Origin of the sequence: Rosenbergiella sp. YN46, assembly GCF_036620675.1 — a bacterium.
Classification (GTDB): Bacteria; Pseudomonadota; Gammaproteobacteria; order Enterobacterales; family Enterobacteriaceae; genus Jejubacter.
This window is the reverse complement of the sequence record NZ_JAZHEE010000031.1, coordinates 1-19372: the sequence shown is the minus strand read 5'-3', so window position 1 is coordinate 19372 and position 19372 is coordinate 1. Positions and strand designations below refer to the sequence as shown.

The 19372-nt window shown below is 60.5% G+C and carries 18 protein-coding genes and 1 pseudogene; 7 read left to right on the top strand and 12 right to left on the bottom strand.

Translation table 11 applies throughout. The features are described 5' to 3' along the window. The first annotated feature begins 12 nt into the window (after positions 1–12). Complete coding sequence (locus tag V3W49_RS17750; RefSeq protein WP_500147277.1) at positions 13–1458, top strand: catalase; 1446 nt, start codon at positions 13–15, stop codon at positions 1456–1458. 14 nt (positions 1459–1472) lie between these two features. On the opposite strand, the gene V3W49_RS17745 is transcribed toward V3W49_RS17750, so the two are convergent. Together V3W49_RS17745 and tctD are read right to left on the bottom strand one after the other, a co-directional pair. Then, positions 1473–2897, bottom strand: a complete 1425-nt coding sequence (locus V3W49_RS17745; RefSeq protein ID WP_500147276.1) for a sensor histidine kinase — start codon at positions 2895–2897, stop codon at positions 1473–1475. Next, a complete protein-coding gene (gene tctD / locus V3W49_RS17740) occupies positions 2884–3558 on the bottom strand; it encodes a transcriptional regulator TctD (protein WP_500147275.1) in 675 nt (224 codons plus the stop codon). The genes V3W49_RS17745 and tctD overlap by 14 nt, the downstream gene beginning before the upstream one ends. A 329-nt stretch (positions 3559–3887) precedes the next feature. Between tctD and V3W49_RS17735 the strand changes: the two genes are divergently transcribed. From V3W49_RS17735 to V3W49_RS17720, 4 genes and pseudogenes are all read left to right on the top strand, one after another. Beyond that, on the top strand, positions 3888–4871 hold the full coding sequence (locus V3W49_RS17735; protein WP_500147274.1) for a Bug family tripartite tricarboxylate transporter substrate binding protein: 984 nt from the start codon (positions 3888–3890) through the stop codon (positions 4869–4871). A gap of 12 nt (positions 4872–4883) precedes the next feature. Further along, on the top strand, positions 4884–5318 hold the full coding sequence (locus V3W49_RS17730) for a tripartite tricarboxylate transporter TctB family protein (protein ID WP_500147273.1): 435 nt from the start codon (positions 4884–4886) through the stop codon (positions 5316–5318). An 11-nt stretch (positions 5319–5329) separates the two neighbouring features. Continuing rightward, the gene (locus V3W49_RS17725) at positions 5330–6856 is read left to right on the top strand and encodes a tripartite tricarboxylate transporter permease (RefSeq protein ID WP_500147272.1); all 1527 of its coding nucleotides are present in this window, start codon (positions 5330–5332) and stop codon (positions 6854–6856) included. 141 nt (positions 6857–6997) lie between these two features. Then, positions 6998–7168, top strand: a pseudogene (locus tag V3W49_RS17720) (Rpn family recombination-promoting nuclease/putative transposase); the annotation flags it as partial. A gap of 86 nt (positions 7169–7254) precedes the next feature. Here the strand turns inward: V3W49_RS17720 and menE are convergent. The 8 genes from menE to V3W49_RS17680 form a co-directional block, all read right to left on the bottom strand. Continuing rightward, positions 7255–8619, bottom strand: a complete 1365-nt coding sequence (menE, locus tag V3W49_RS17715) for an o-succinylbenzoate--CoA ligase (RefSeq protein WP_500147270.1) — start codon at positions 8617–8619, stop codon at positions 7255–7257. After that, positions 8616–9581 (bottom strand): o-succinylbenzoate synthase, encoded by a 966-nt coding sequence (menC, locus tag V3W49_RS17710; RefSeq protein WP_500147269.1) that lies wholly within the window; start codon positions 9579–9581, stop codon positions 8616–8618. Before menC ends, menE begins: the two co-directional genes overlap by 4 nt. Further along, the gene (gene menB / locus V3W49_RS17705) at positions 9581–10438 is read right to left on the bottom strand and encodes a 1,4-dihydroxy-2-naphthoyl-CoA synthase (RefSeq protein ID WP_500147267.1); all 858 of its coding nucleotides are present in this window, start codon (positions 10436–10438) and stop codon (positions 9581–9583) included. Before menB ends, menC begins: the two co-directional genes overlap by 1 nt. Continuing rightward, positions 10435–11217 (bottom strand): 2-succinyl-6-hydroxy-2,4-cyclohexadiene-1-carboxylate synthase, encoded by a 783-nt coding sequence (gene menH, locus V3W49_RS17700; RefSeq protein WP_500147266.1) that lies wholly within the window; start codon positions 11215–11217, stop codon positions 10435–10437. The genes menB and menH overlap by 4 nt, the downstream gene beginning before the upstream one ends. Further along, entirely contained in the window at positions 11214–12884 is a 1671-nt protein-coding gene (gene menD, locus V3W49_RS17695) for a 2-succinyl-5-enolpyruvyl-6-hydroxy-3-cyclohexene-1-carboxylic-acid synthase (protein ID WP_500147265.1), read from the bottom strand. Before menD ends, menH begins: the two co-directional genes overlap by 4 nt. A gap of 269 nt (positions 12885–13153) precedes the next feature. Continuing rightward, positions 13154–14455: an isochorismate synthase MenF gene (gene menF / locus V3W49_RS17690; RefSeq protein ID WP_500147264.1), complete on the bottom strand. Its 1302-nt coding sequence runs from the start codon at positions 14453–14455 to the stop codon at positions 13154–13156. Positions 14456–14560: 105 nt separating this feature from the next. Further along, complete coding sequence (locus tag V3W49_RS17685) at positions 14561–14872, bottom strand: ElaB/YgaM/YqjD family protein (protein ID WP_500147263.1); 312 nt, start codon at positions 14870–14872, stop codon at positions 14561–14563. Positions 14873–14940: 68 nt separating this feature from the next. Continuing rightward, complete coding sequence (locus V3W49_RS17680; protein WP_500147261.1) at positions 14941–15381, bottom strand: GNAT family N-acetyltransferase; 441 nt, start codon at positions 15379–15381, stop codon at positions 14941–14943. A gap of 73 nt (positions 15382–15454) precedes the next feature. On the opposite strand from V3W49_RS17680, the gene rnz reads away from it, so the two are divergent. Beyond that, positions 15455–16369 (top strand): ribonuclease Z, encoded by a 915-nt coding sequence (rnz, locus tag V3W49_RS17675; protein WP_500147259.1) that lies wholly within the window; start codon positions 15455–15457, stop codon positions 16367–16369. Positions 16370–16628: 259 nt separating this feature from the next. After that, the gene (locus V3W49_RS17670) at positions 16629–18101 is read left to right on the top strand and encodes a DASS family sodium-coupled anion symporter (protein WP_500147257.1); all 1473 of its coding nucleotides are present in this window, start codon (positions 16629–16631) and stop codon (positions 18099–18101) included. 638 nt (positions 18102–18739) lie between these two features. On the opposite strand, the gene V3W49_RS17665 is transcribed toward V3W49_RS17670, so the two are convergent. Beyond that, positions 18740–18949, bottom strand: a complete 210-nt coding sequence (locus tag V3W49_RS17665; RefSeq protein ID WP_500147256.1) for a hypothetical protein — start codon at positions 18947–18949, stop codon at positions 18740–18742. A 153-nt stretch (positions 18950–19102) separates the two neighbouring features. Then, on the bottom strand, positions 19103–19372 hold a 270-nt coding region (locus tag V3W49_RS17660), incomplete at its 5' end, for a hypothetical protein (RefSeq protein ID WP_500147254.1).

Genomic DNA, 19372 nt, shown 5'->3' with positions numbered 1-19372 from the left:
GGGAGACAATCGATGACCAAGAAAGGATTAACCACCGGCTCTGGCGCCCCCGTGGCTCACAACAACAATGTAGCCACTGCGGGCCCGCGTGGCCCTATGCTGTTACAGGATGTCTGGTTTCTGGAAAAGCTGGCGCACTTTGACCGTGAAGTTATACCCGAGCGCCGTATGCACGCCAAAGGCTCCGGCGCTTACGGCACCTTTACCATCACTCAGGATATCAGCCGCTACACCCGCGCCAAAGTCTTCCAGCCGGGGAAAAAGACCGATCTTTTCATCCGTTTTTCTACCGTTGCCGGTGAGCGCGGCGCCGCCGATGCCGAGCGAGATATCCGCGGCTTCGCCATCAAATTCTATACCGAAGAGGGCAACTGGGATCTGGTAGGCAACAACACGCCGGTCTTCTACCTGCGCGACCCGCTGAAATTCCCGGATCTCAACCACGTGGTGAAGCGCGATCCGCGTACCAACCTGCGTAACCCCACTTACAAGTGGGACTTCTTCTCCCAGTTGCCGGAATCGCTGCACCAGTTGACCATCGACTTCAGCGACCGAGGCCTGCCGCGCGGCTATCGCTTTATGCACGGTTTTGGGAGCCACACCTACAGCTTTATCAATGCCGATAATCAGCGCTTCTGGGTGAAATTCCACCTGCGCTGCGAACAGGGCATTGAAAACCTGATGGATGATGAAGCCAAACGACTGGTGGCCGAAGACCGCGAAAGCTCCCAGCGCGATCTGTTCGAATCCATAGAGAAAGGCGACTTCCCGCGCTGGAAGTTCTACATTCAGGTGATGCCGGAGGCCGATGCCTCTAAAGTGCCTTACAACCCGTTCGATCTGACCAAAGTCTGGCCGCATGCCGACTATCCGCTAATTGAAGTGGGCGAGCTGGAGCTGAATCGCAATCCGGACAACTACTTTGCCGAAGTCGAACAGGTCGCCATGTCTCCGGCCAACATCGTTCCCGGTATTGGCTTCTCACCAGACCGTATGCTGCAGGGGCGTCTGTTCTCCTACGGCGACGCTCACCGCTACCGCCTTGGCGTGAACCACCACCAGATTCCGGTCAACGCCCCACGCTGCCCGTTCCACAACTACCACCGCGACGGCGCCATGCGCGTAGACGGTAACAGCGGTAACGGCGCGACCTACGAGCCGAACAGCTTTGGGGTATTTCAGGAGCAGCCGGACTACAGCGAGCCGCCGCTGTCGCTGGAAGGCGCCGCCGACCACTGGAACCACCGCGAAGATGACGACTACTTCAGCCAGCCACGTAAGCTGTTCGAGCTGCTGAGTGAAGATGAGCATCAGCGGATGTTCGGCCGTATCGCCGGTGAGCTGGTGCAGGTACCGGAATTTATTCAGGAGCGCCAGATTGGCCTGTTTACCCAGGTGCATCCGGCCTACGGCGCGGGCGTTGCCAGCGCGCTGGAAGCGCTGAAGGCTCAGAAATAAAGGCTACCGGGGGCTCAGGGCCCCCGTTCTTCATGACACGCCAGACGAATCCGCACCAGTAATCCTCCCAGCGTTTCGCCATGCAGCAGTTCCGGTCTCGTCCGGTGCCAGCGCGCGATATCATTGACCAGCGCCAGCCCCAGCCCCGCGCCCGGCTGCATCGTTCCCTGTTCCAGACGACTGAACGGCCTGAGCGCCTGCTGTGTCTGCTGTTTATCGATTCCCGGGCCGCTGTCTTCCACTTCCAGCAGCGCCCAGGGAAACCGGCCCGTCACCCGAACGGTAACGGTGCCGCCAGTGGGCGTATACTTCAGGGCGTTATCCAGCAGATTAGCGCACATTTCCGCCAGTAGCAGCTCCTCGCCGTCAATCCAGACCGGGTTAGTTTCCCCCTCATAGCCCAGATCAATGTGTCGACTACGCGCCTGGGTTAACCGGGAAAAACAGCAGGCCTGGGCCAGCGCTACCAGATCGATACGAGTAAACGCCCGGCTTCCCGGTTCCCGCCGTTTCAGGCTGGCCAGCTGTAGCAATCGCTCCGTGAGCTGCACCGTCCCGTCCAGGGTGGTGCTCATCGCCTCCAGGCTCTGGCGCCATACCTGAGGATCCTGACTTGCCAGCGCCACCGCCGCCTGGGTTTTCAGCACGGTAAGCGGCGTTTTCAACTGGTGGGATGCATCGGCGCTAAAGCGCGCCTGCCTTGCGATCAGGTGCCGCAGCCGTTCAAGATAGCGGTTAAAGGCGTTCATCAGCGGCCGGGTTTCCGACCACGGCAGCAACGAGGGTAGCGCGGAAAGATCGCCAGGCTGGCGCCGGGCCAGATGCGCCGACAGGCGCCGCAATGGCCGCAGCACCCTGCGCAGTAGCCAGCCGCTCAGAATCAGGGTCAGCATTACCAGTCCCCCCTGAGTCCACAGCGATGACGCCAGCAGGTTCGCCGCCATCTCGCGCCGGGACTGCAGGGTTTCGGCCACGTAGATGCGCGCCATACCGTTGATGCCCCCTTCATTCACCGGCTGCAACAGGCAGGCCACCCGCATCCCCTGACCGCGCCAGCGGGTATGCCAGAACCACGCCAGCGCCGGATACAGCTCGCTGCGCGGCGTGGCGGCGGGAATATCCGGCAGGCTGTCATAACCGGAAATCACCTTCCCCTCGGTATCGACCACCTTGTAATAGAGGCGATCGTCCATATTGCGCTCAAAGCTATCGAGCACCACCCAGGGCACATCCACCTGCAAACGGCCGTTGCGTACCACCAGCCGTTCCGCCACGGTACGAGTGGATGCCAGCAGCATCCGGTCGAATGCCTGTGTGGCGGCATTCATGGCGCTGATATAGCTGCTGAAGGCGGAAAACCCCCACAGAACCACCAGCGGCAGCCCAAGAAACAGCAACTGGCGGGAAAGCAGAGACGAAGGGCCTTTAAGCCAGTTCATCGCTGCACTCCAGCAAATAGCCGAGCCCCCTGATGGTGGTGATACGCACGTTGCCGGGCTGTAGCTTCTTGCGCAGCCGATGAACGTAAATCTCAATACTTTCCGGGCTGGCTTCATCGCTCAGGCTGAAAATCTGTTCAAACAGTTGCTGGCGCGCCACTGGTCGACGGCGTCGGTACATCAGCACCGTGAGCAGCGCCTGTTCGCGTGGCGTCAGCGACAGCGGGCGCCCCTGAAGTTCGAAGTAGCCGCCGTCATGCCAGCTCAGTTCCCCCAGGCGCTGGGTCTCCTGGAGCTGCCCCTCACTGCGCCGCACCAGCGCCCTGAGCCGGGCGTCCAGCTCTTCAAGCTCAAACGGTTTCGCCAGGTAATCGTCGGCGCCGTGATTCAACCCCCGAACCCGATCCGCCACCGAGCTGCGCGCCGTTAGCAGCAGTACCGGCAGCGCCTGTCCACGCTGGCGCAACCGCTGCAGAACCGTCAGCCCGTCAAGGCGCGGCATTTCGATATCCAGCACCGCGACGGCATAGCCCTCGTTCTGCAACAGATGATCGGCCGACAGGCCATCAAATACGCAGTCCACGGCAAAACCGCTCTGTACCAAAGCCTTTTCCAGCCAGTGGGCCAGTTCCTGATTATCCTCCGCCAGTAACAGACGCATTTTCCCCTGCTCTTATTTTTGTTCGTCTCCGCAACGCCTGATCGGGCACAACGTGACGCAATGATTTCCGATCCATAGCGATCATGGAAATTCATTACATTTTTGCAACAAACGTTTTCAATATTTGCTGGCGACCCGGCAAAACAATATATCGATAGTTTCGTCTCCTCAGTTGGTTAACCCTCGACACAGGTCACATAAATCCATATCCACACGCCGCTGAAAGGGAAATGAAAGGTAACTGTCTTAACAATCATGCAACCAGGCCATCACGCCAATGGCCGATGACAAGCAACGACAACTCAATATTTATGGCACGAGGATAAGCAATGAAAAAGAGCCTGATCGCAACCCTGGCCCTGTTCCCCCTGCTGCTCGGCGCACTGCCTTCTCAGGCGGAGCAAAAGGCGCCGTCGCGTACCGAATGTATCGCCCCTGCCAAGCCCGGCGGCGGCTTCGACCTGACCTGTAAACTGCTGCAGGTCAGCATGGTGGAAACCGGCGCCATCGACAAACCGATGCGCGTCACCTATATGCCTGGCGGCGTGGGAGCCGTCGCCTACAACGCCATTATCGCCCAGCGCCCGGACGAGCCCGGCACCGTGGTCGCCTTTTCCGGCGGTTCCCTGCTCAATCTGGCGCAGGGCAAGTTCGGCCGCTACGGCGTTGACGACGTACGCTGGGTCGCCAGCGTCGGCACCGATTACGGCATGATCGCCGTACGCGCCGACTCTCCGTGGAAAAACCTGAAAGACCTGATGACCGCGCTGGAAAAGAATCCCAACGATGTGGTCTTTGGCGCCGGTGCCTCTATCGGCAGCCAGGACTGGATGAAAACCGCGCTTGTCGCTCAGCAGGCGAAGGTAGACCCGCGCAAGATGCGCTACGTTGCTTTTGAAGGCGGCGGCGAGCCGATTACCGCGCTGCTTGGTAATCACGTCCAGGCCATCTCCGGCGATCTGAGTGAAATGATCCCCTACATCGGTGGCGATAAGATCCGCGTGCTGGCGGTACTGTCGGACAAACGCCTGCCGGGCAAACTGGCCGATATTCCCACAGCTAAAGAGCAGGGCTACGACGTGGAATGGTCGGTGATGCGCGGTTTCTATGTTGGCCCCAAAGTCAGCGACGCCGAATACCAGTGGTGGGTGGACGCCTTTAACAAGCTCCAGCAGAGCGATGAATTCAAGAAGCAGCGCGATCTGCGCGGCCTGTTTGAATTCAATAAAACCGGTAAAGAGCTGGACGACTACGTGAAGAAACAGGTGGCTTACTACCGCGATAAGGCCAAAGAGTTCGGTCTGGCAAAATAACCGGAGGCTGCGATGAGCGATCGAATTTTTGCCGTTATCTGGGTGCTACTGTGCGTCGGCGGACTGTTCGTCGGCTGGCAGATCCACAGCGAATACAGCTATGAGCCGGTAGGGCCGCGTCCTTTTCCGGTCGCCATTCTGGCGCTGATGCTTCTCTGCTCGCTGATGATGCTGGTGCGCCGCCCGGAGAAAGTGGACTGGCCGTCAGCCTCCACCCTGCGCCGCCTGCTGATTATGATGCTGGCGCTGGTGATTTACGCCTGGAGTTTTGAGTGGCTCGGCTTTGCGCTGGCCACCGCGTTACTCACCGCCACGCTTGGCCTGCTGTTTGGCGCCAGGCTCCCTGCGGCGCTGATTTCCGGCGCCTCCCTGGGCATCGCCTTATGGTATGCCTTTGATCGACTGCTGGACGTCACGCTGCCCCTGGGCGCGTGGCTGCCCCAATAACGGAGGCTCCAATGGATACCTGGCTCTATCTTTCTCAGGGATTTGCCGTGGCACTAACCCCCGGCAACCTGATGATCGCGCTCATCGGCTGCTTTGTCGGCACTATCGTCGGGCTGCTGCCGGGCCTTGGGCCAATTAACGGCGTGGCTATCCTGCTGCCGCTGGCCTTCGCTCTGCACCTGCCCGCCGAATCGGCGCTGATACTGCTGGCCACCGTCTATATCGGCTGTGAATACGGCGGACGTATCTCCTCTATCCTGCTTAACGTCCCTGGCGACGCTGGTGCCATTATGACCGCGATGGATGGCTATCCCATGGCGAAGCAGGGGCGCGGTGGCGTAGCGCTTTCCATTTCCGCGGTCAGTTCCTTCGTGGGCTCTATGATCGCCATCTGCGGCATCATCCTGTTCGCCCCGCTGCTGGCCAACTGGTCGCTGGCCTTCGGCCCGGCGGAATACTTCGCATTGATGGTGTTTGCTATCGCCTGTCTGGGCAGCATGATGGCCCAGAACCCGCTGAAGTCCTTTCTGGCGGCGTTAATCGGCCTGGGGCTGGCTACCGTCGGCGTTGACGCCAACACCGGGGTCTACCGCTTCACGTTCGACAGCGTACACCTCTCCGACGGCATCCAGTTTGTGGTGGTGGTGATCGGCCTGTTCTCGGTGTCCGAGATCCTGCTGATGCTGGAAAGCACCAGTACCGGACAAACGCTGGTGCGCAAAACCGGTCGCCTGCTGTTTAACTTTAAAGAAGCGCGTCAGTGCGCTGGCACCACGCTGCGCTCCTCATTCGTGGGCTTCTTCGTAGGGATCCTGCCCGGCGCCGGGGCAACTATCGCCAGCGCTATTACCTGGATGATGGAGAAGAAGATCAGCGGCGACGAAGAGAGCTTCGGCAAGGGGAATATTCGCGGCGTGGCGGCGCCGGAAGCGGCGAATAACGCCTCAGCCTGCGGCTCCTTTATTCCGATGCTGACGCTCGGCGTTCCCGGCTCCGGCACCACGGCAGTGATGATGGGCGCCCTGACGCTCTATAACATCACCCCTGGCCCTGCGATGTTCACCGAACAGCCTGATATCGTCTGGGGGCTTATCGCCGCCCTGCTGATCGCCAACGTCATGCTGCTGGTGATGAACATTCCGCTGATCGGCCTGTTTACCCGGATGCTCGCGATCCCCTCCTGGTTCCTGGTACCGGCCATCGCCGCCGTCTCCGCGGTGGGGGTCTATGCGGTACACAGCACCACCTTTGACCTGTTGCTGATGGTGGCGCTGGGCATCCTTGGCTATATTTTGCGCAAAATGCACTTCCCGATGTCACCGCTGATTCTGGGCTTCGTGCTGGGAGAGCTACTGGAACAGAACCTGCGCCGTGCGCTTTCCATCAGTAACGGCAATCTCAACATCCTGTGGGAGAGCGGCGTCGCTAAATCCCTGCTGGTGCTGGCCGTTTTGATCGTCGTGGTTCCTCCACTGGTGCGGCTGGCGCGCCGCCGCCAGCACGGTAAAAATAAAGAGGAGGAGGCCAGCGCAGGTTGATGTCTGTCGCGACCCGATGAGAATTCATCGGGTCGCATATCATCCAACCCGGAAGCCCGATTCCATAAACGAAACTCCCCCCACAGCCCGCCAATTCTCTATGCTAAATCTCCCCAACCTCATCAACAAAGAAGCGGGAAGATGCAGGATGCCAAAGGGTTTTCATTACATGACGCGGTATTCCGCCAGTTGCTCTCCACAAAGGAAGTGGCCCGCGATTTTATGACGTTACACCTGCCTGCGGAGCCCATATCCCTTTGCTATCTCACCACGTTACAACTGGAATCCGGCCAGTTTGTCGAAGAGAGTCTGCATATTCTCGGAGCCTGGAACTCCGGCATACCCGAAGTCGTATTTATCTGCTTATCGAAGGTCGTTCCTATCCTTTGCGGTGAGCGCTACCGTTGCTGTTCCACCCACGCCTGCACGGCACGGCGTGAAATTTTAATGCCGCCGGACTTCAGCGCTTCCGGCAGACGCAGCCAGCACACCGGTTGCTGAAAACCCGCCAGATGCTCTGCGGCCCAGTCGCGAAGTGCATCCAGTTCCAGCCTGTCGTCGCACTCCACCACTGCGACCGGGCGATGGCCGAATTCAACATCCGCCACCGGCACCACCAGTACCTGATGCACGCCAGGATACGAAGCGATAATTCGCTCGACCGCCTCGGGCTGAACCCCTTCGCCGCCGCTGAAAAACAGATTGTCGAGACGCCCAAGCACGGTTAGCGCGCCATTCTTTAACACCCCGCGATCCCGGGTGTGAAACCACCCCCGGGCATCGACCACCGGCTGTGGCGCGCCATTACGCCAGTAACCGCTGGTCATACTGACGGCGCGAATCTGAATTTCATCATCCACCACCCGAACTTCCCGACCGGGCAGCGCCGGCCCCACATCGCCTTCGCCATCGGCCCGACGGGCACAGACCGTGGAAGCCAGCTCCGTCAGGCCATAGCCGCAGTAGCAGTGAATCCCGAGCGCTTGCGCCTTCCGGGTCAGGGCTGCCGGAATCGCGGCGCCGCCCAGCAACACTTCACGCAAGGCCGCGGGTCTGGTTCCCTCGTTCAGCAAACGCCAGAGCTGGGTGGGCACCAGCGAGGCATGGCTACAGTCCCGAAGCGCCTCGTGCAGCGGATGCATGGCGCGTACCGCCAGAGTCGCCCCGGCCAGCAGCCAGCGCCACATAATCCCCTGCCCCGAAACGTGAAACAAAGGCAGAGACAGCAACCAGCAGTCCCCCGGTTCAAAAGGCATCAGCGCCAGCACCCCAGCCGCGCTGGCCAGATGGGCCGCCGCGCTGTGCACCGCGGCTTTAGGTAAACCGGTAGAACCGGAAGTCAGGGTCATCGATACCAGACGATCGGCCTGCCACACCGCCGCCGTATCGCCGCAGGCTTCCCGGTAGTCAAGGAGGTGCAAGTCCGAAAGCAAAGTCTCTTCCGTCAGATCCAGCGCGTGAGCCAGCGACATCTCAGGCAGTAATGCATCCAGCAGCGTTTGCGGAAGCTGTGGATTCAACGGAAGTATCCGGGCACCGCACTGGAGCAGCGCCAGCGAACTCAGCAATGTTTGAGCGCTATTTTTGGCCCGCAGCGCCACACCATCGCCTTCGCGAACCCCCTGTTCCTGAAAACCCGCCGCCAGCGCATCGATACGTAGTGCCAGAGTCCGCCAGTCCAGTCGCTCCTGCTCGAACCACAGCGCCGTAGCGTCAGGACGTACCCGACGCCAGTGACGCCAGGGCCAGTCGTTAAATATCATCGCACCGGCTCCAGCGCGCTCTGCGCCATAACAGGAAGCGGACTTCCAGGCCAGGGACGTATCAGTTGCGCTTCCATCAGCGCCAGGGTATCCAGCCCCGGAATCGTCTCCGGCGTCAGCCAGGCGGCGATTCTTGCTAGTTGGGTAAGTCCCAGACTGGACTCAATGGAGGAGCTAATCACCGCCTCCAGCCCAAGCGCCCGGGCCTGCGCCACCTGCTGTTGAACCCGCTCCAGGCTACCGGTCAGGGTCGGCTTTATCACCACCGCCGCCAGATGCGGTTCTGCCTCGAAGGTATAATCCGCTTCGCGCAGGCTCTCGTCCCAGGCGATCGCGATACCGCTCTCGCGGGCGAATTCCCGCGACTGCTCGCGGGTCTGGCAGGGCTCTTCAATAAAGGCGATACGCGAACGGTAGGCCGGATTCACATATTTCGCGAACTGCCGCGCCTTAAGCGGCGTCCAGCCACGGTTGGCGTCCAGCCGCAGCCGTAAATCGCCAATGGCCTCCAGCAGTAGATTCACCACCATGCCATCGCGAACCGCTTCATAAAGCCCGACCTTTACCTTGGCTATCTTTTCACCCGGCAACGCCTGAAGCATGGCGAACAGCTCATCCGGATCGCCGGTACACAACGGCGCGGCGCGATAATCCGCCTGCGCGGGCAAAACGCCGGCCAGCTCCGCCTGCGCGCAGCTCAGACCAAAGGCGGCCGAGGGGGCCTGCGGCCAGGCGGGATCGCTGCCGGTCAGCCAGGCATCGATCCAGCCCAGCGTCTGACTTTCGGCATCCGTCAGCGACTCCTTGCTAAAGCCCGGCAGCGGGGCCACTTCGCCCCACCCTGCGCTATCTCCCTCGCTAAGGCGAACCACCAGGCCATCCCGGCTCTTCAGCCGCTGGTTGCGCAGCACTACGCCCGCCTCCATCGGCAGGCTGTAGCGCCAGATTTGGGCGCTACGCATCAGGGATTCCGTTTGAATTTGCTGAAGTCAGGCTGACGCTTCTGGTTAAAGGCATTGCGCCCTTCCTGCCCTTCTTCGGTCATATAGAACAGCATGGTGGCGTTACCCGCCAGCTCCTGCAGCCCCGCCTGACCGTCACAGTCGGCATTCAGCGCCGCCTTCAGGCAGCGCAGCGCCATCGGACTGTTCCTGAGCATTTCGCGACACCAGCGCACGGTCTCTTTTTCCAGACTCGCCAGCGGCACCACGGTGTTAACCAGCCCCATATCCAGCGCCTGCTGCGCATCGTACTGACGGCACAGGAACCAGATTTCACGCGCCTTCTTCTGCCCCACGATCCGCGCCATATAGGAAGCGCCCCAGCCGCCGTCAAAGGAGCCGACTTTTGGCCCGGTTTGACCGAAAATGGCGTTGTCTGCCGCAATCGTCAGGTCGCACATCATATGCAGAACGTGGCCGCCGCCGATGGAGTAACCCGCCACCATCGCCACCACCGGTTTCGGACAGGTGCGAATCTGGCGCTGAAAATCCAGCACGTTAAGATGGTGAACCCCGCTGTCATCCTGATAACCGCCGTAGTCGCCGCGCACTTTCTGATCGCCACCGGCGCAGAAGGCTTTTTCCCCTTCCCCGGTCAGAACGATAACGCCGATGCCATCGTCATAGCGGGCATCGGCCAGTGCCTGAAGCATCTCTTTAACGGTCAGCGGACGAAAGGCGTTGCGCACCTGCGGACGGTTAATCGTAATCTTCGCAATACCGTCTTCCGACTTGTGATAACGAATATCGGTGAAGCCTTCAGAGCAATCGTGCCATTTCACCGGGGCATAGAGCTCTTGTTCGTCAGGGTAAATCATGATGGTTCCTCATAAGCCGAATGAAGTAGTTCAGTAAGCGTCGCGCTGAACGCCCGCGGATTTTCCCGGTGGGCGTTATGCCCGGCGCCGGGGATAATACGCAGCGGCAGCGCATCGCGGCTTGCCAGTGCGCGAAACTTCGCGTCCTGCTCGCCGCACAGCATATAAAAAGGGATATCCAGCGTTTTTAGCTGGGGCGCCAGATACGGCTGGCGCGACAGTGAAGTCGCTTCCAGCATCGCCGCCAGCGCCCGGGGATCGTTATGGCGACGCAGCGCGACCAGCGCCGCACGCTGTGATGCATTCAGATGGCGAAACACCGGCTGGCGATACCAGTCGTCCAGCACCTGCTCCAGCGGTTCCGAGCGCAGGCGCATCGCCCAGCGGGCATCGCTCCGGGCACGCTCCCGCCTGGCCTCAGGCGTTTCAGGGCCGGGATTACCCCCTTCCACCACCAGTCCCCGTAACCCCCGGGGCCGCGCCAGACAGGCGTGATACATCGCCAGCCGACCGCCCAGCGAATAGCCAACCAGCCAGTAACGCGCCACGCCATGGTATTTCAGAGTCGCCGCCAGCCGGACACTGACGTCGTTAAAATCATGCGCCACAATATCCGCCGAGCCGCCGTGCCCCGGCAGATCCACCCACAGCTGCGACCAGCCGGGAAAGTCCCCGAGAAAAGGACGCCACTCCTCGCCGCTGCCGAGAAAACCGTGCAGCCAGACCAGCCAGGGCGCCCCGACGCCGCCAGCCACATGGGCGATGGCATGGAGTTTCACAGATGGCTGACCTGCGCCAGCAGTTGCTGGAGCGTCCGGGTGCCTGCGGTCTCTTCGACCTTCAGCTCCACCACGGTAGCGCCCGGCGTTCGCCAGGCGTTCTCCATCACCGCCTTCAGTTCTTCCCAGTCCTGTGGCGCCTGATAATTCAGGCCGAACATCGCCGCTCCATGGGAAAAATCGACATTCTGCGGCATGCAGTAAAAGCGTTCGCGCTCATTCGCAGGCGTCGGCAGCAGCGAGAAGATCTGTCCACCATTGTTATTCACCACCAGCAGTACGAAAGGCGCCGGGCACTGACGCAGCAGCGCCAGGCTATTCAAATCATACAGGGCCGAAAGATCGCCGACCACGGCCAGGGTCGGCCGCGCCATGGCGCGCTGTACTCCGGCGGCGGTGGAAAGCAAGCCATCGATGCCGCTGGCGCCGCGGTTACTGTACACCGGATACCCCACCGGCATCTGCGCCAGCGCATCCACCAGCCGCACCACCAGACTATTGCCCAGAAACAGCTGCCCCTGGTGCGGCAGCAGTTGCGGCAGCCGGCTGGCGACCTGCGCCTCGCCAAAGGTTTCGGTCATCTGGCCGACCCGCTCTCTGGCCAGCTCTGAGAGCGGCGCCAGCGTCTGCGACCAGGGCGTGCGTTTTTCCGCCGGATGCGTCTCCAGCCAGTCGCTGATATCCGCCACCAGACGTCGGCCCCGGTGTCCGGCGGGATCGAGGCGCCCTTCCAGATTGTCTACCAGCCAGTACTCCTGCGGATGGCAGGTCGCCTGCCACTGCAGTAAACGCTTGCCGGTCAGGCTGGCGCCGAACTGAATAATAATCTGCGCTTCGTTAAGCTCCGTCACGGCCCGGGCGTTGCCGAGCCACAGATCGGCGCAGGGCAGCGGCTGACCGGTCTGGGACAACACATCGCCAATCAGCGGCCAGCCCAGCGTCTTCGCCCATGCGGCTACCCGCTCGCCTTCCCGGGCGCTCAGGCGCCCTGCCACCACCACGCCGCGTTTCTGACGCCAGAAGAACCAGTCGCTCTGGCGCGCGCTGGTCGTTTCCCGCGCTTCGCGCAGCCACGGGGTATCTTCCTGCCACCAGTCGCCCAGCGCCTGCTGCCACGGCAAACCGCTGTCATCCGGATCGCCGTAGAGCGGCTCGGCGAACGGGCAGTTAATATGCAGACCACCGGCGCGCAACCGCCCCATGGCGCTATCAATGGTGGAAGCCAGCCAGCGCGCCGGAATATCCGGCGTCGGTCGCGGCAGGGAAAGGGTCTGGCTCGGGTGACTGGCATACATTCCGGTCTGGCGGATAGCCTGATTCGCCCCACAATCGATCAGTTCCGGCGGGCGGTCGGCAGTCAGCAGGATCAGGCGTTCGCCGGTCAGCCCGGCTTCAATCAGCGCAGGGTAGAGGTTTGCCGCCGCCGTCCCGGAAGTCACGATTGCCGCAACCGGCTCCCTTCCCGCTTTGGACAGCCCCAGCGCCAGGTGGCCGAGCCCGCGTTCATCAAAGTGGGTATGGCAAATAAAAGCGCCGTTTTCCGCCGCCGCAAGCGTAAGCGGCGTGGAGCGCGAGCCAGGCGCAATGCAAACATGGCGCACGCCATGCCGGGTCAGGGCTTCCAGAATGACCGCCGCCCAGCGGCGATTAAAGGTACTTGTAGACATGTCGAAGTCCGGTATTCATTTATCAAATATTATAAGAATTGCGCCTGATCGGATTATTGATATATCCCCTAAATAATTCGAGTTGCAGGACACGTCTGCCGCAGGCAGGCATGAACGTGCTTCAGCACGGCCCCGAAGGGGCAAGGCCCATCAGGACCTCGTAACGCGGCAAGCTCGTGAATTCCCGGGAACATAGCCGTACTATGTGACCAGGTGCACGAGTGCGGCCAACGCACCTGCAGCTTGAAGTATGACGGGGATCGGCACATTCATCGTCCGGACGAAAAAAGCAGCGAACGCAGCCCCGCCGCTTTGTTTTCTATTTCCTGCCATTCGGCATCGGGTACCGAGCCCGCCACTATCCCGGCGCCGGCATACAGCCTCAGGCGATCGCCCTGGACGCTTGCCGAACGCAGCGACACGCAAAATTCGCTGTCATCGGCGGAAAGCCAGCCTGCGGATCCCGCATACCACTCACGCTCGAAGGGTTCTGTCTGTTCGATAAAACGTCGCGCCGCTTCACGCGGCAGCCCTGCCACGGCGGCAGTGGGTTGCAGCCGCCGCAGACACAGGGCGTCGTCGGGCGCTGACAGCCGGGCCTCGATTTCTCGCCTCAGGTGCTGTACGTTGCGCAGCCGGACAATTTGCGCCTCCGCAATGTCGGTGACGCTGGCCGCCCCTTCCAGGCGCTGACAGATATCTTCCACGACCAGGCTATTCTCGTACTGATTCTTTTCATCGTTTAGCAGCCATCGGGCAAGTTGCGCTGCACGACCGTCGTCGTCGTCCCCCACCACGGTACCCGCCAGGGCTTCGGTGGTGAGCGCCAGACCATTACGACGCCACAAACGTTCCGGACTGGAGCCCAGAAAAGCCGAATCGTCATCGAAGGCCATAAAGAAATGATAGCAGCCGCGGTTCACCGCGCGGCTGGCAGCCAGCAGCGAGGCCGGCGAAAGGGGGCTTGCGAAGCGCAGGTCGCTGGCTCTGGCCAGCACCACCTTTTCCATATCGCCGACAATAATCGCATCCAGCGCCTGGTTTATCATATCGCGCCATCCTTCCCTGGTGGGCAGGTGACACTCTTCAAGGCACTGGCTTGTCAGGGCGAGCAAGGGCTGCGGGGCCACGAGACGGCGGAGGAAACGGCGGGCGACCTGTGCATCCTGCTGGAGGCTGCGCTCGCTACAGAGCGTCAGGATAAAGCTTATCTCATTACCCCGACGACGCCATAGCAGACGGGGCACGAACAGGAAACTCCGTTCGGGGTCGAAGGCGTTAAGGCCGCAGATACGCAGCAAGGCACCACCCTGCTCCGCCGCCAGAAAATCCCGGGCGGCGGCAAGGCTGGAAAAGCGGCGCACCGCCCCTAACGCTGCCAGCTCCTCTACGCCATCACGCTGCTGCCAGTAAAATTGCGGCCACAGCCACTGGCTCGCCAGCCACGCCAGCCCATCGGCTTCGCCCTCCGGTGTCACTGTGACATAGAACTGCCGCAAGCCTGGCGCTTCAGGAAACGGGCTATCGAGCTGACGCAGCAACTGATTCAACGCCCCAGTAAGTGAATTCACGCTAACCCCGCCTTCCCTGAAAAGCCCTGAAGTATACGTGGTCTGAGTGGCAAAGAGAAATCCCACCCATTAGGTAAGGTCAACAATGGCGCACGATGTGCGAATTCAGCGCCGAGCCAGCAATACTCCCAGCACCACGCCCACGGCGGCGCCGATTCCCACGCCACGCCAGGGATTATCGCGAACGTAGCTATCGGTACAGCACACCGCCCTTTTCGCCCGGTAGTAATAGCTGTCCGATGCGTTGCTCAGACGCTGCCTGATGGTATGCAGTCGCTGTTCCGCACGTTCCCGCAGTTCGATATATTTTTGATCCGTCGGATCCTCGGATGCGTGCAGGATCTCGTCCAGGGTTTCCCGGAGCTGCTCCAGATCATCTTGCGGATTGCTGCGATAACCCGTTGAAGTTTCCGCCATTCTTTACCTTCCTCATGCAAGTTAACCTCAATTGACTATAGCCAGGATATGGGCGGTTTGCGTACTCATCAACGCGCCATACCGATATGGGGGATACCGTCTTCGTCGTAGATATCGGTTACCGGCTGAAAGCCGAAGCTTGCATAGAATGCTTCAAGGTGAGCCTGAGCACCCAGCCGCAATCCGACACCGGGCCAGTGGCGTTCACAGGACGCCAGCGCCTGTTCCATTAACTGATAGCCCAGCTTTTCTCCCCGAGCCTGGGACGCCACGATCACCCGGCCGATGGCGATAGCGCCGTCCGACTCTTCCAGCAGGCGGGCACAGGCGATCAGTTCACCGTCACGCCAGCCCAGAATATGGCGGTTATTGCCCCGCAGATCTTCACCGTCAATATCCTGATAAGGGCAGTTTTGTTCGACGATAAACACCGCGCAGCGCAGCTTTAGTAGCGCATAAAGCTGGGTTAGCGAAAGTTGGGAATGGTGCAGGTCCTGCCACTGAATCATGATGTGCTCCTTATTTGTTTTTCTGATATCGCTATACTGGGGCTTCAATTTGCGCAGACGACAGAACATTACCATGGAATTGACTTTTCTCGGCACCTCCGCAGGCATCCCAACCCGTTCACGCAATGTCACCGCCATTCTGTTTAAACCTGCTGACCAGGGAAGCGGGCGCTGGCTGTTCGACTGCGGCGAAGGCACTCAACACCAGTTGCTGCACACGGCCAGCCATCCCGGAAATATCGAGAAGATCTTTATCAGCCATCTGCACGGCGACCATATTTTCGGCCTGCCGGGCCTGCTATGCAGCCGCTCCATGGCGGGTAGCGCCGCACCGATAACGCTGTACGGCCCTAAAGGGCTGCGGGAGTATGTCGAAACCTGTCTGCGACTCAGCGGCTCCTGGACCGACTACCCGATGGAAATTCACGAGATCTCGCCAGGACAAATATTTGACGACGGCGAACTACGGGTTAGCGCCGCCCCGTTGGTACACCCGGTGGAGTGCTACGGCTGGCGTATTGAGCAGCGCGACAGACCCGGCGCGCTTGACGCCCGTGGGCTGGCCGCAGCGGGCATCCAACCCGGGCCGCTGTTCCAGAAGCTGAAAAAAGGCGAATGCGTCAGACTGGAGGATGGCCGGGTCATTGACGGCCGCGAATGGCTGGGGCCCCCGCTACGCGGCAAAACCGTCGCCATCTTCGGCGACACGGCGCCAACCCCCAATGCGCTGACGCTCGCACGCGGAGCGGATCTTATCGTTCATGAAGCGACCCTGGAGCACGCCATGGCGGGAAAGGCCAACAGCCGCGGCCATTCCACCAGTCGTCAGGCGGCAGAGCTTGCCCGCGACGCGGCCGCCGCTCGATTGATTATTACCCATATCAGCTCGCGCTATAGCCCCGAAGGTGCCGCCGCCCTGCTGGCCGAAAGCCGGGCGCTGTTTGCGAATACTGAACTGGCGGAAGATTTCTACAGCGTCACCCTGTAATTAAGCCGCGCAGGCCGGATATCCGCATCATATCCGGCCCGTTTATCAGTACAATCACGCATATCCCCCACCGCATTGATATACATCATTGAGCGAATAGCGCCGTCCCCTCACGCTTGAGCCGCCGGGATACCCTGCCATTGCCGGGTTTTCCCTTTCGTTGAATCAGCCCAACAGATCTTAAAGTTGCAGGGAAGCCGCCTGGCGCTGTGCCTTCAGGCTGGCAACTTAAATATCGCGGGTCATAAATGGGGATGTTATGGATAAACTCACGCCGCTCAGGCCTGTTCCCTCTCTGATCGCTGTCGCCGTCACGTTAATACTCTGGTTTGTTATTCCGCCGCCGGCAAGCGTTGCACCTAACGCCTGGCAGTTACTGGCGCTGTTTATCGGCACCATTATCGCGATTATCGGTAAGGCGATGCCGATTGGCGCAGTGTCGATTATCGCTATTGCCCTGGTCGCCGTTACCGGCGTCACCCATCCGGGCAAGCCCGGCGCCGCGCTCAGCGACGCCCTGAGCGGATTTTCTAACCCGTTAATCTGGCTGATTGGCTTTTCAATGATGATCTCCATCAGCCTGAATAAAACCGGGTTGGGCGCGCGAATCGGCTACTATTTTATTTCGCTGTTTGGCAGGAAAACGCTGGGGATCGCCTATGCCCTGACGCTGGCGGAAACCACGCTGGCGCCGGTGACGCCCAGCAACACCGCGCGCGGCGGCGGTATTATTCACCCCATAATGAAGTCGATTGCCGACAGTTTTGGCTCCCGGCCCGAGCTGAACAGCAGCGCTAAAATCGGCCGCTATCTGGCGCTGGTTAACTACAATATCAACCCGGTAACCTCGGCGATGTTTATTACCGCCACGGCGCCGAACCCCCTGGTGGTCAGCCTGATCGCTAAAGGCACTCACGGCGCCGTAGAGCTAAGTTGGGGCATGTGGGCGCTGGCGGCGCTGGTACCGGGCGTCTGTTCGCTACTGCTGATGCCACTGATTGTCTATTTCCTCTATCCGCCGGAAATTAAAAGCACGCCGGACGCCCCTCACTTCGCCCGGGAAAAGCTGCAAGCGCTGGGGCCGGTGACGCTACCGGAAAAAATTACCCTGGCCGTCTTCGCGCTGTTACTGCTGCTGTGGGCGGGGGTTCCTGCCATGCTGTTCGGCCCGGCGCTGGCGGTGAATCCGACTACCGCCGCGCTAATTGGGCTGGCGGTGCTGTTGGGCAGCGGCGTACTGAGCTGGGACGATATTCTCAAGCACAAAGGCGCCTGGGATACGGTGGTCTGGTTCGCAGCCCTGGTGATGATGGCCAGCTTTCTGGGTAAGCTGGGGCTGATTCACTGGCTGTCGCTGGCGGTCGGCGGCAGTATCAGCCATATGGGGCTGGGCTGGGTAAGCAGCACGCTGCTGTTAACCCTGGTTTATCTTTACTCTCACTATTTTTTCGCCAGCACCACCGCCCACGTCACCGCAATGTTCGCCGCCTTCTTCGCAGCCGGTATCACGCTGGGCGCCCCGCCTGCGCTGCTGGGTCTGATACTGGGATTCTCCTCTTCGCTGATGATGTCGTTAACCCATTACGCCACCGGTACGGCGCCGATTATTTTCGGTTCCGGCTATACCACGCTTAGCCAGTGGTGGAAGGCCGGTTTTATTATGAGCGTGATTAACCTGGCGGTCTGGTTAATCGTCGGCGGGCTGTGGTGGAAGTGGCTGGGGTACTGGTGATGGGCGTTTTTTATTGATAATTAAATGAATTATCGCAGATTAGCGTGAGGTTTTAGAAGACCTGGGGGGAAGCTCCCTTCCTGGGTGTACGTCCCGTGGAAGATGGTGACAGGCGGCTACGGCGCCCTGTTTCAGAATAAAAGCGGCAGAATATGACGATGCGGCGGGCTGTTCCGTTCACTTTGCGTCACTGCTTCTCTGTTGATTCACCGCCAGTGAGCAGAATGAGACTCCCTCTCCCTTCAGGGAGAGGGCCGGGGTGAGGGTGACAGGCGGCTCCGGCGCCCGGTTTCAGAATAAAAGCGGCGGAATATGACAATGTAGTGGGCTGTTCCGTTCACTTTGAGTGATTGCTTCTCTGTTAATTCACCGCGGGTGAACGGGCCAGGGGGCTCAGTCGCCGCTCCCCTGGCGACCCGGGCTCCCCGGCGCTAAAAAACGCCGCTGTCGCGGGCCCCTTCGCTTATCACTCCGGGCTTTTCGGAACGGGCAAGAGTCTCCATCCATGGCGACCTTGCCCTGTCGCGACATCCTGTCGCTCCTCCGGCCCTGCGTGAACGCTACGGCGTTTTTTAAGCCGGGATATAAGCCCCTCGTCGCTTCAGTCTGTTTTTTCAAATGATACCAGCTCTGATTAATCAGGGCAGAAGATTAAAGGCGATGACATTCTCCGGCCTGAAAATCGCCGCAGCGTTCACGGCCGCCAGGGTCAGCCCGACAGGACGTCGGGCTGAGGGCGTGCGGCACAGGGAGGTGACGTCACGCCCGCCCCGTCCGGCTGGCGGGAATACGCAGGGGCCCCGAAGGGCGATTTTCACGCCGGAAAGCGGGGTTGTCAGGGGCGGCATTTGAGCCCCTGGCCCGTTCACCGGTTTCGCAACCGGCATAAGAGAAATCACCTTAAGGTGAACGGAACCTTCGCCAGCGCGGCATATTTCTCCGGAATACGGCACATCACTGTGAATTCACCGACTCCGCAACCGGCATAAGAGAAATCACCTTCAGGTGAACGGAATCTCCGCCAGCGCGGCATATTCCTCCAGAACACGACACTGGCGCAGAAATAGTGCAGCCGGCATGACCACCAATACAACCGCCGCCCCGGCCTGCATCTGAAAGGTCACTGGGCAGAATATGATGATGCGGTGGGCTGTTCCGTTCACTTTGAGTGATTGCTTCTCTGTTAATTCACCGCGGGTGAACGGGCCAGGGGGGCTCAGTCGCCGCTCCCCTGGCAACCCGGGCTCCCCGGCGGTAAAAAACGCCGCTGA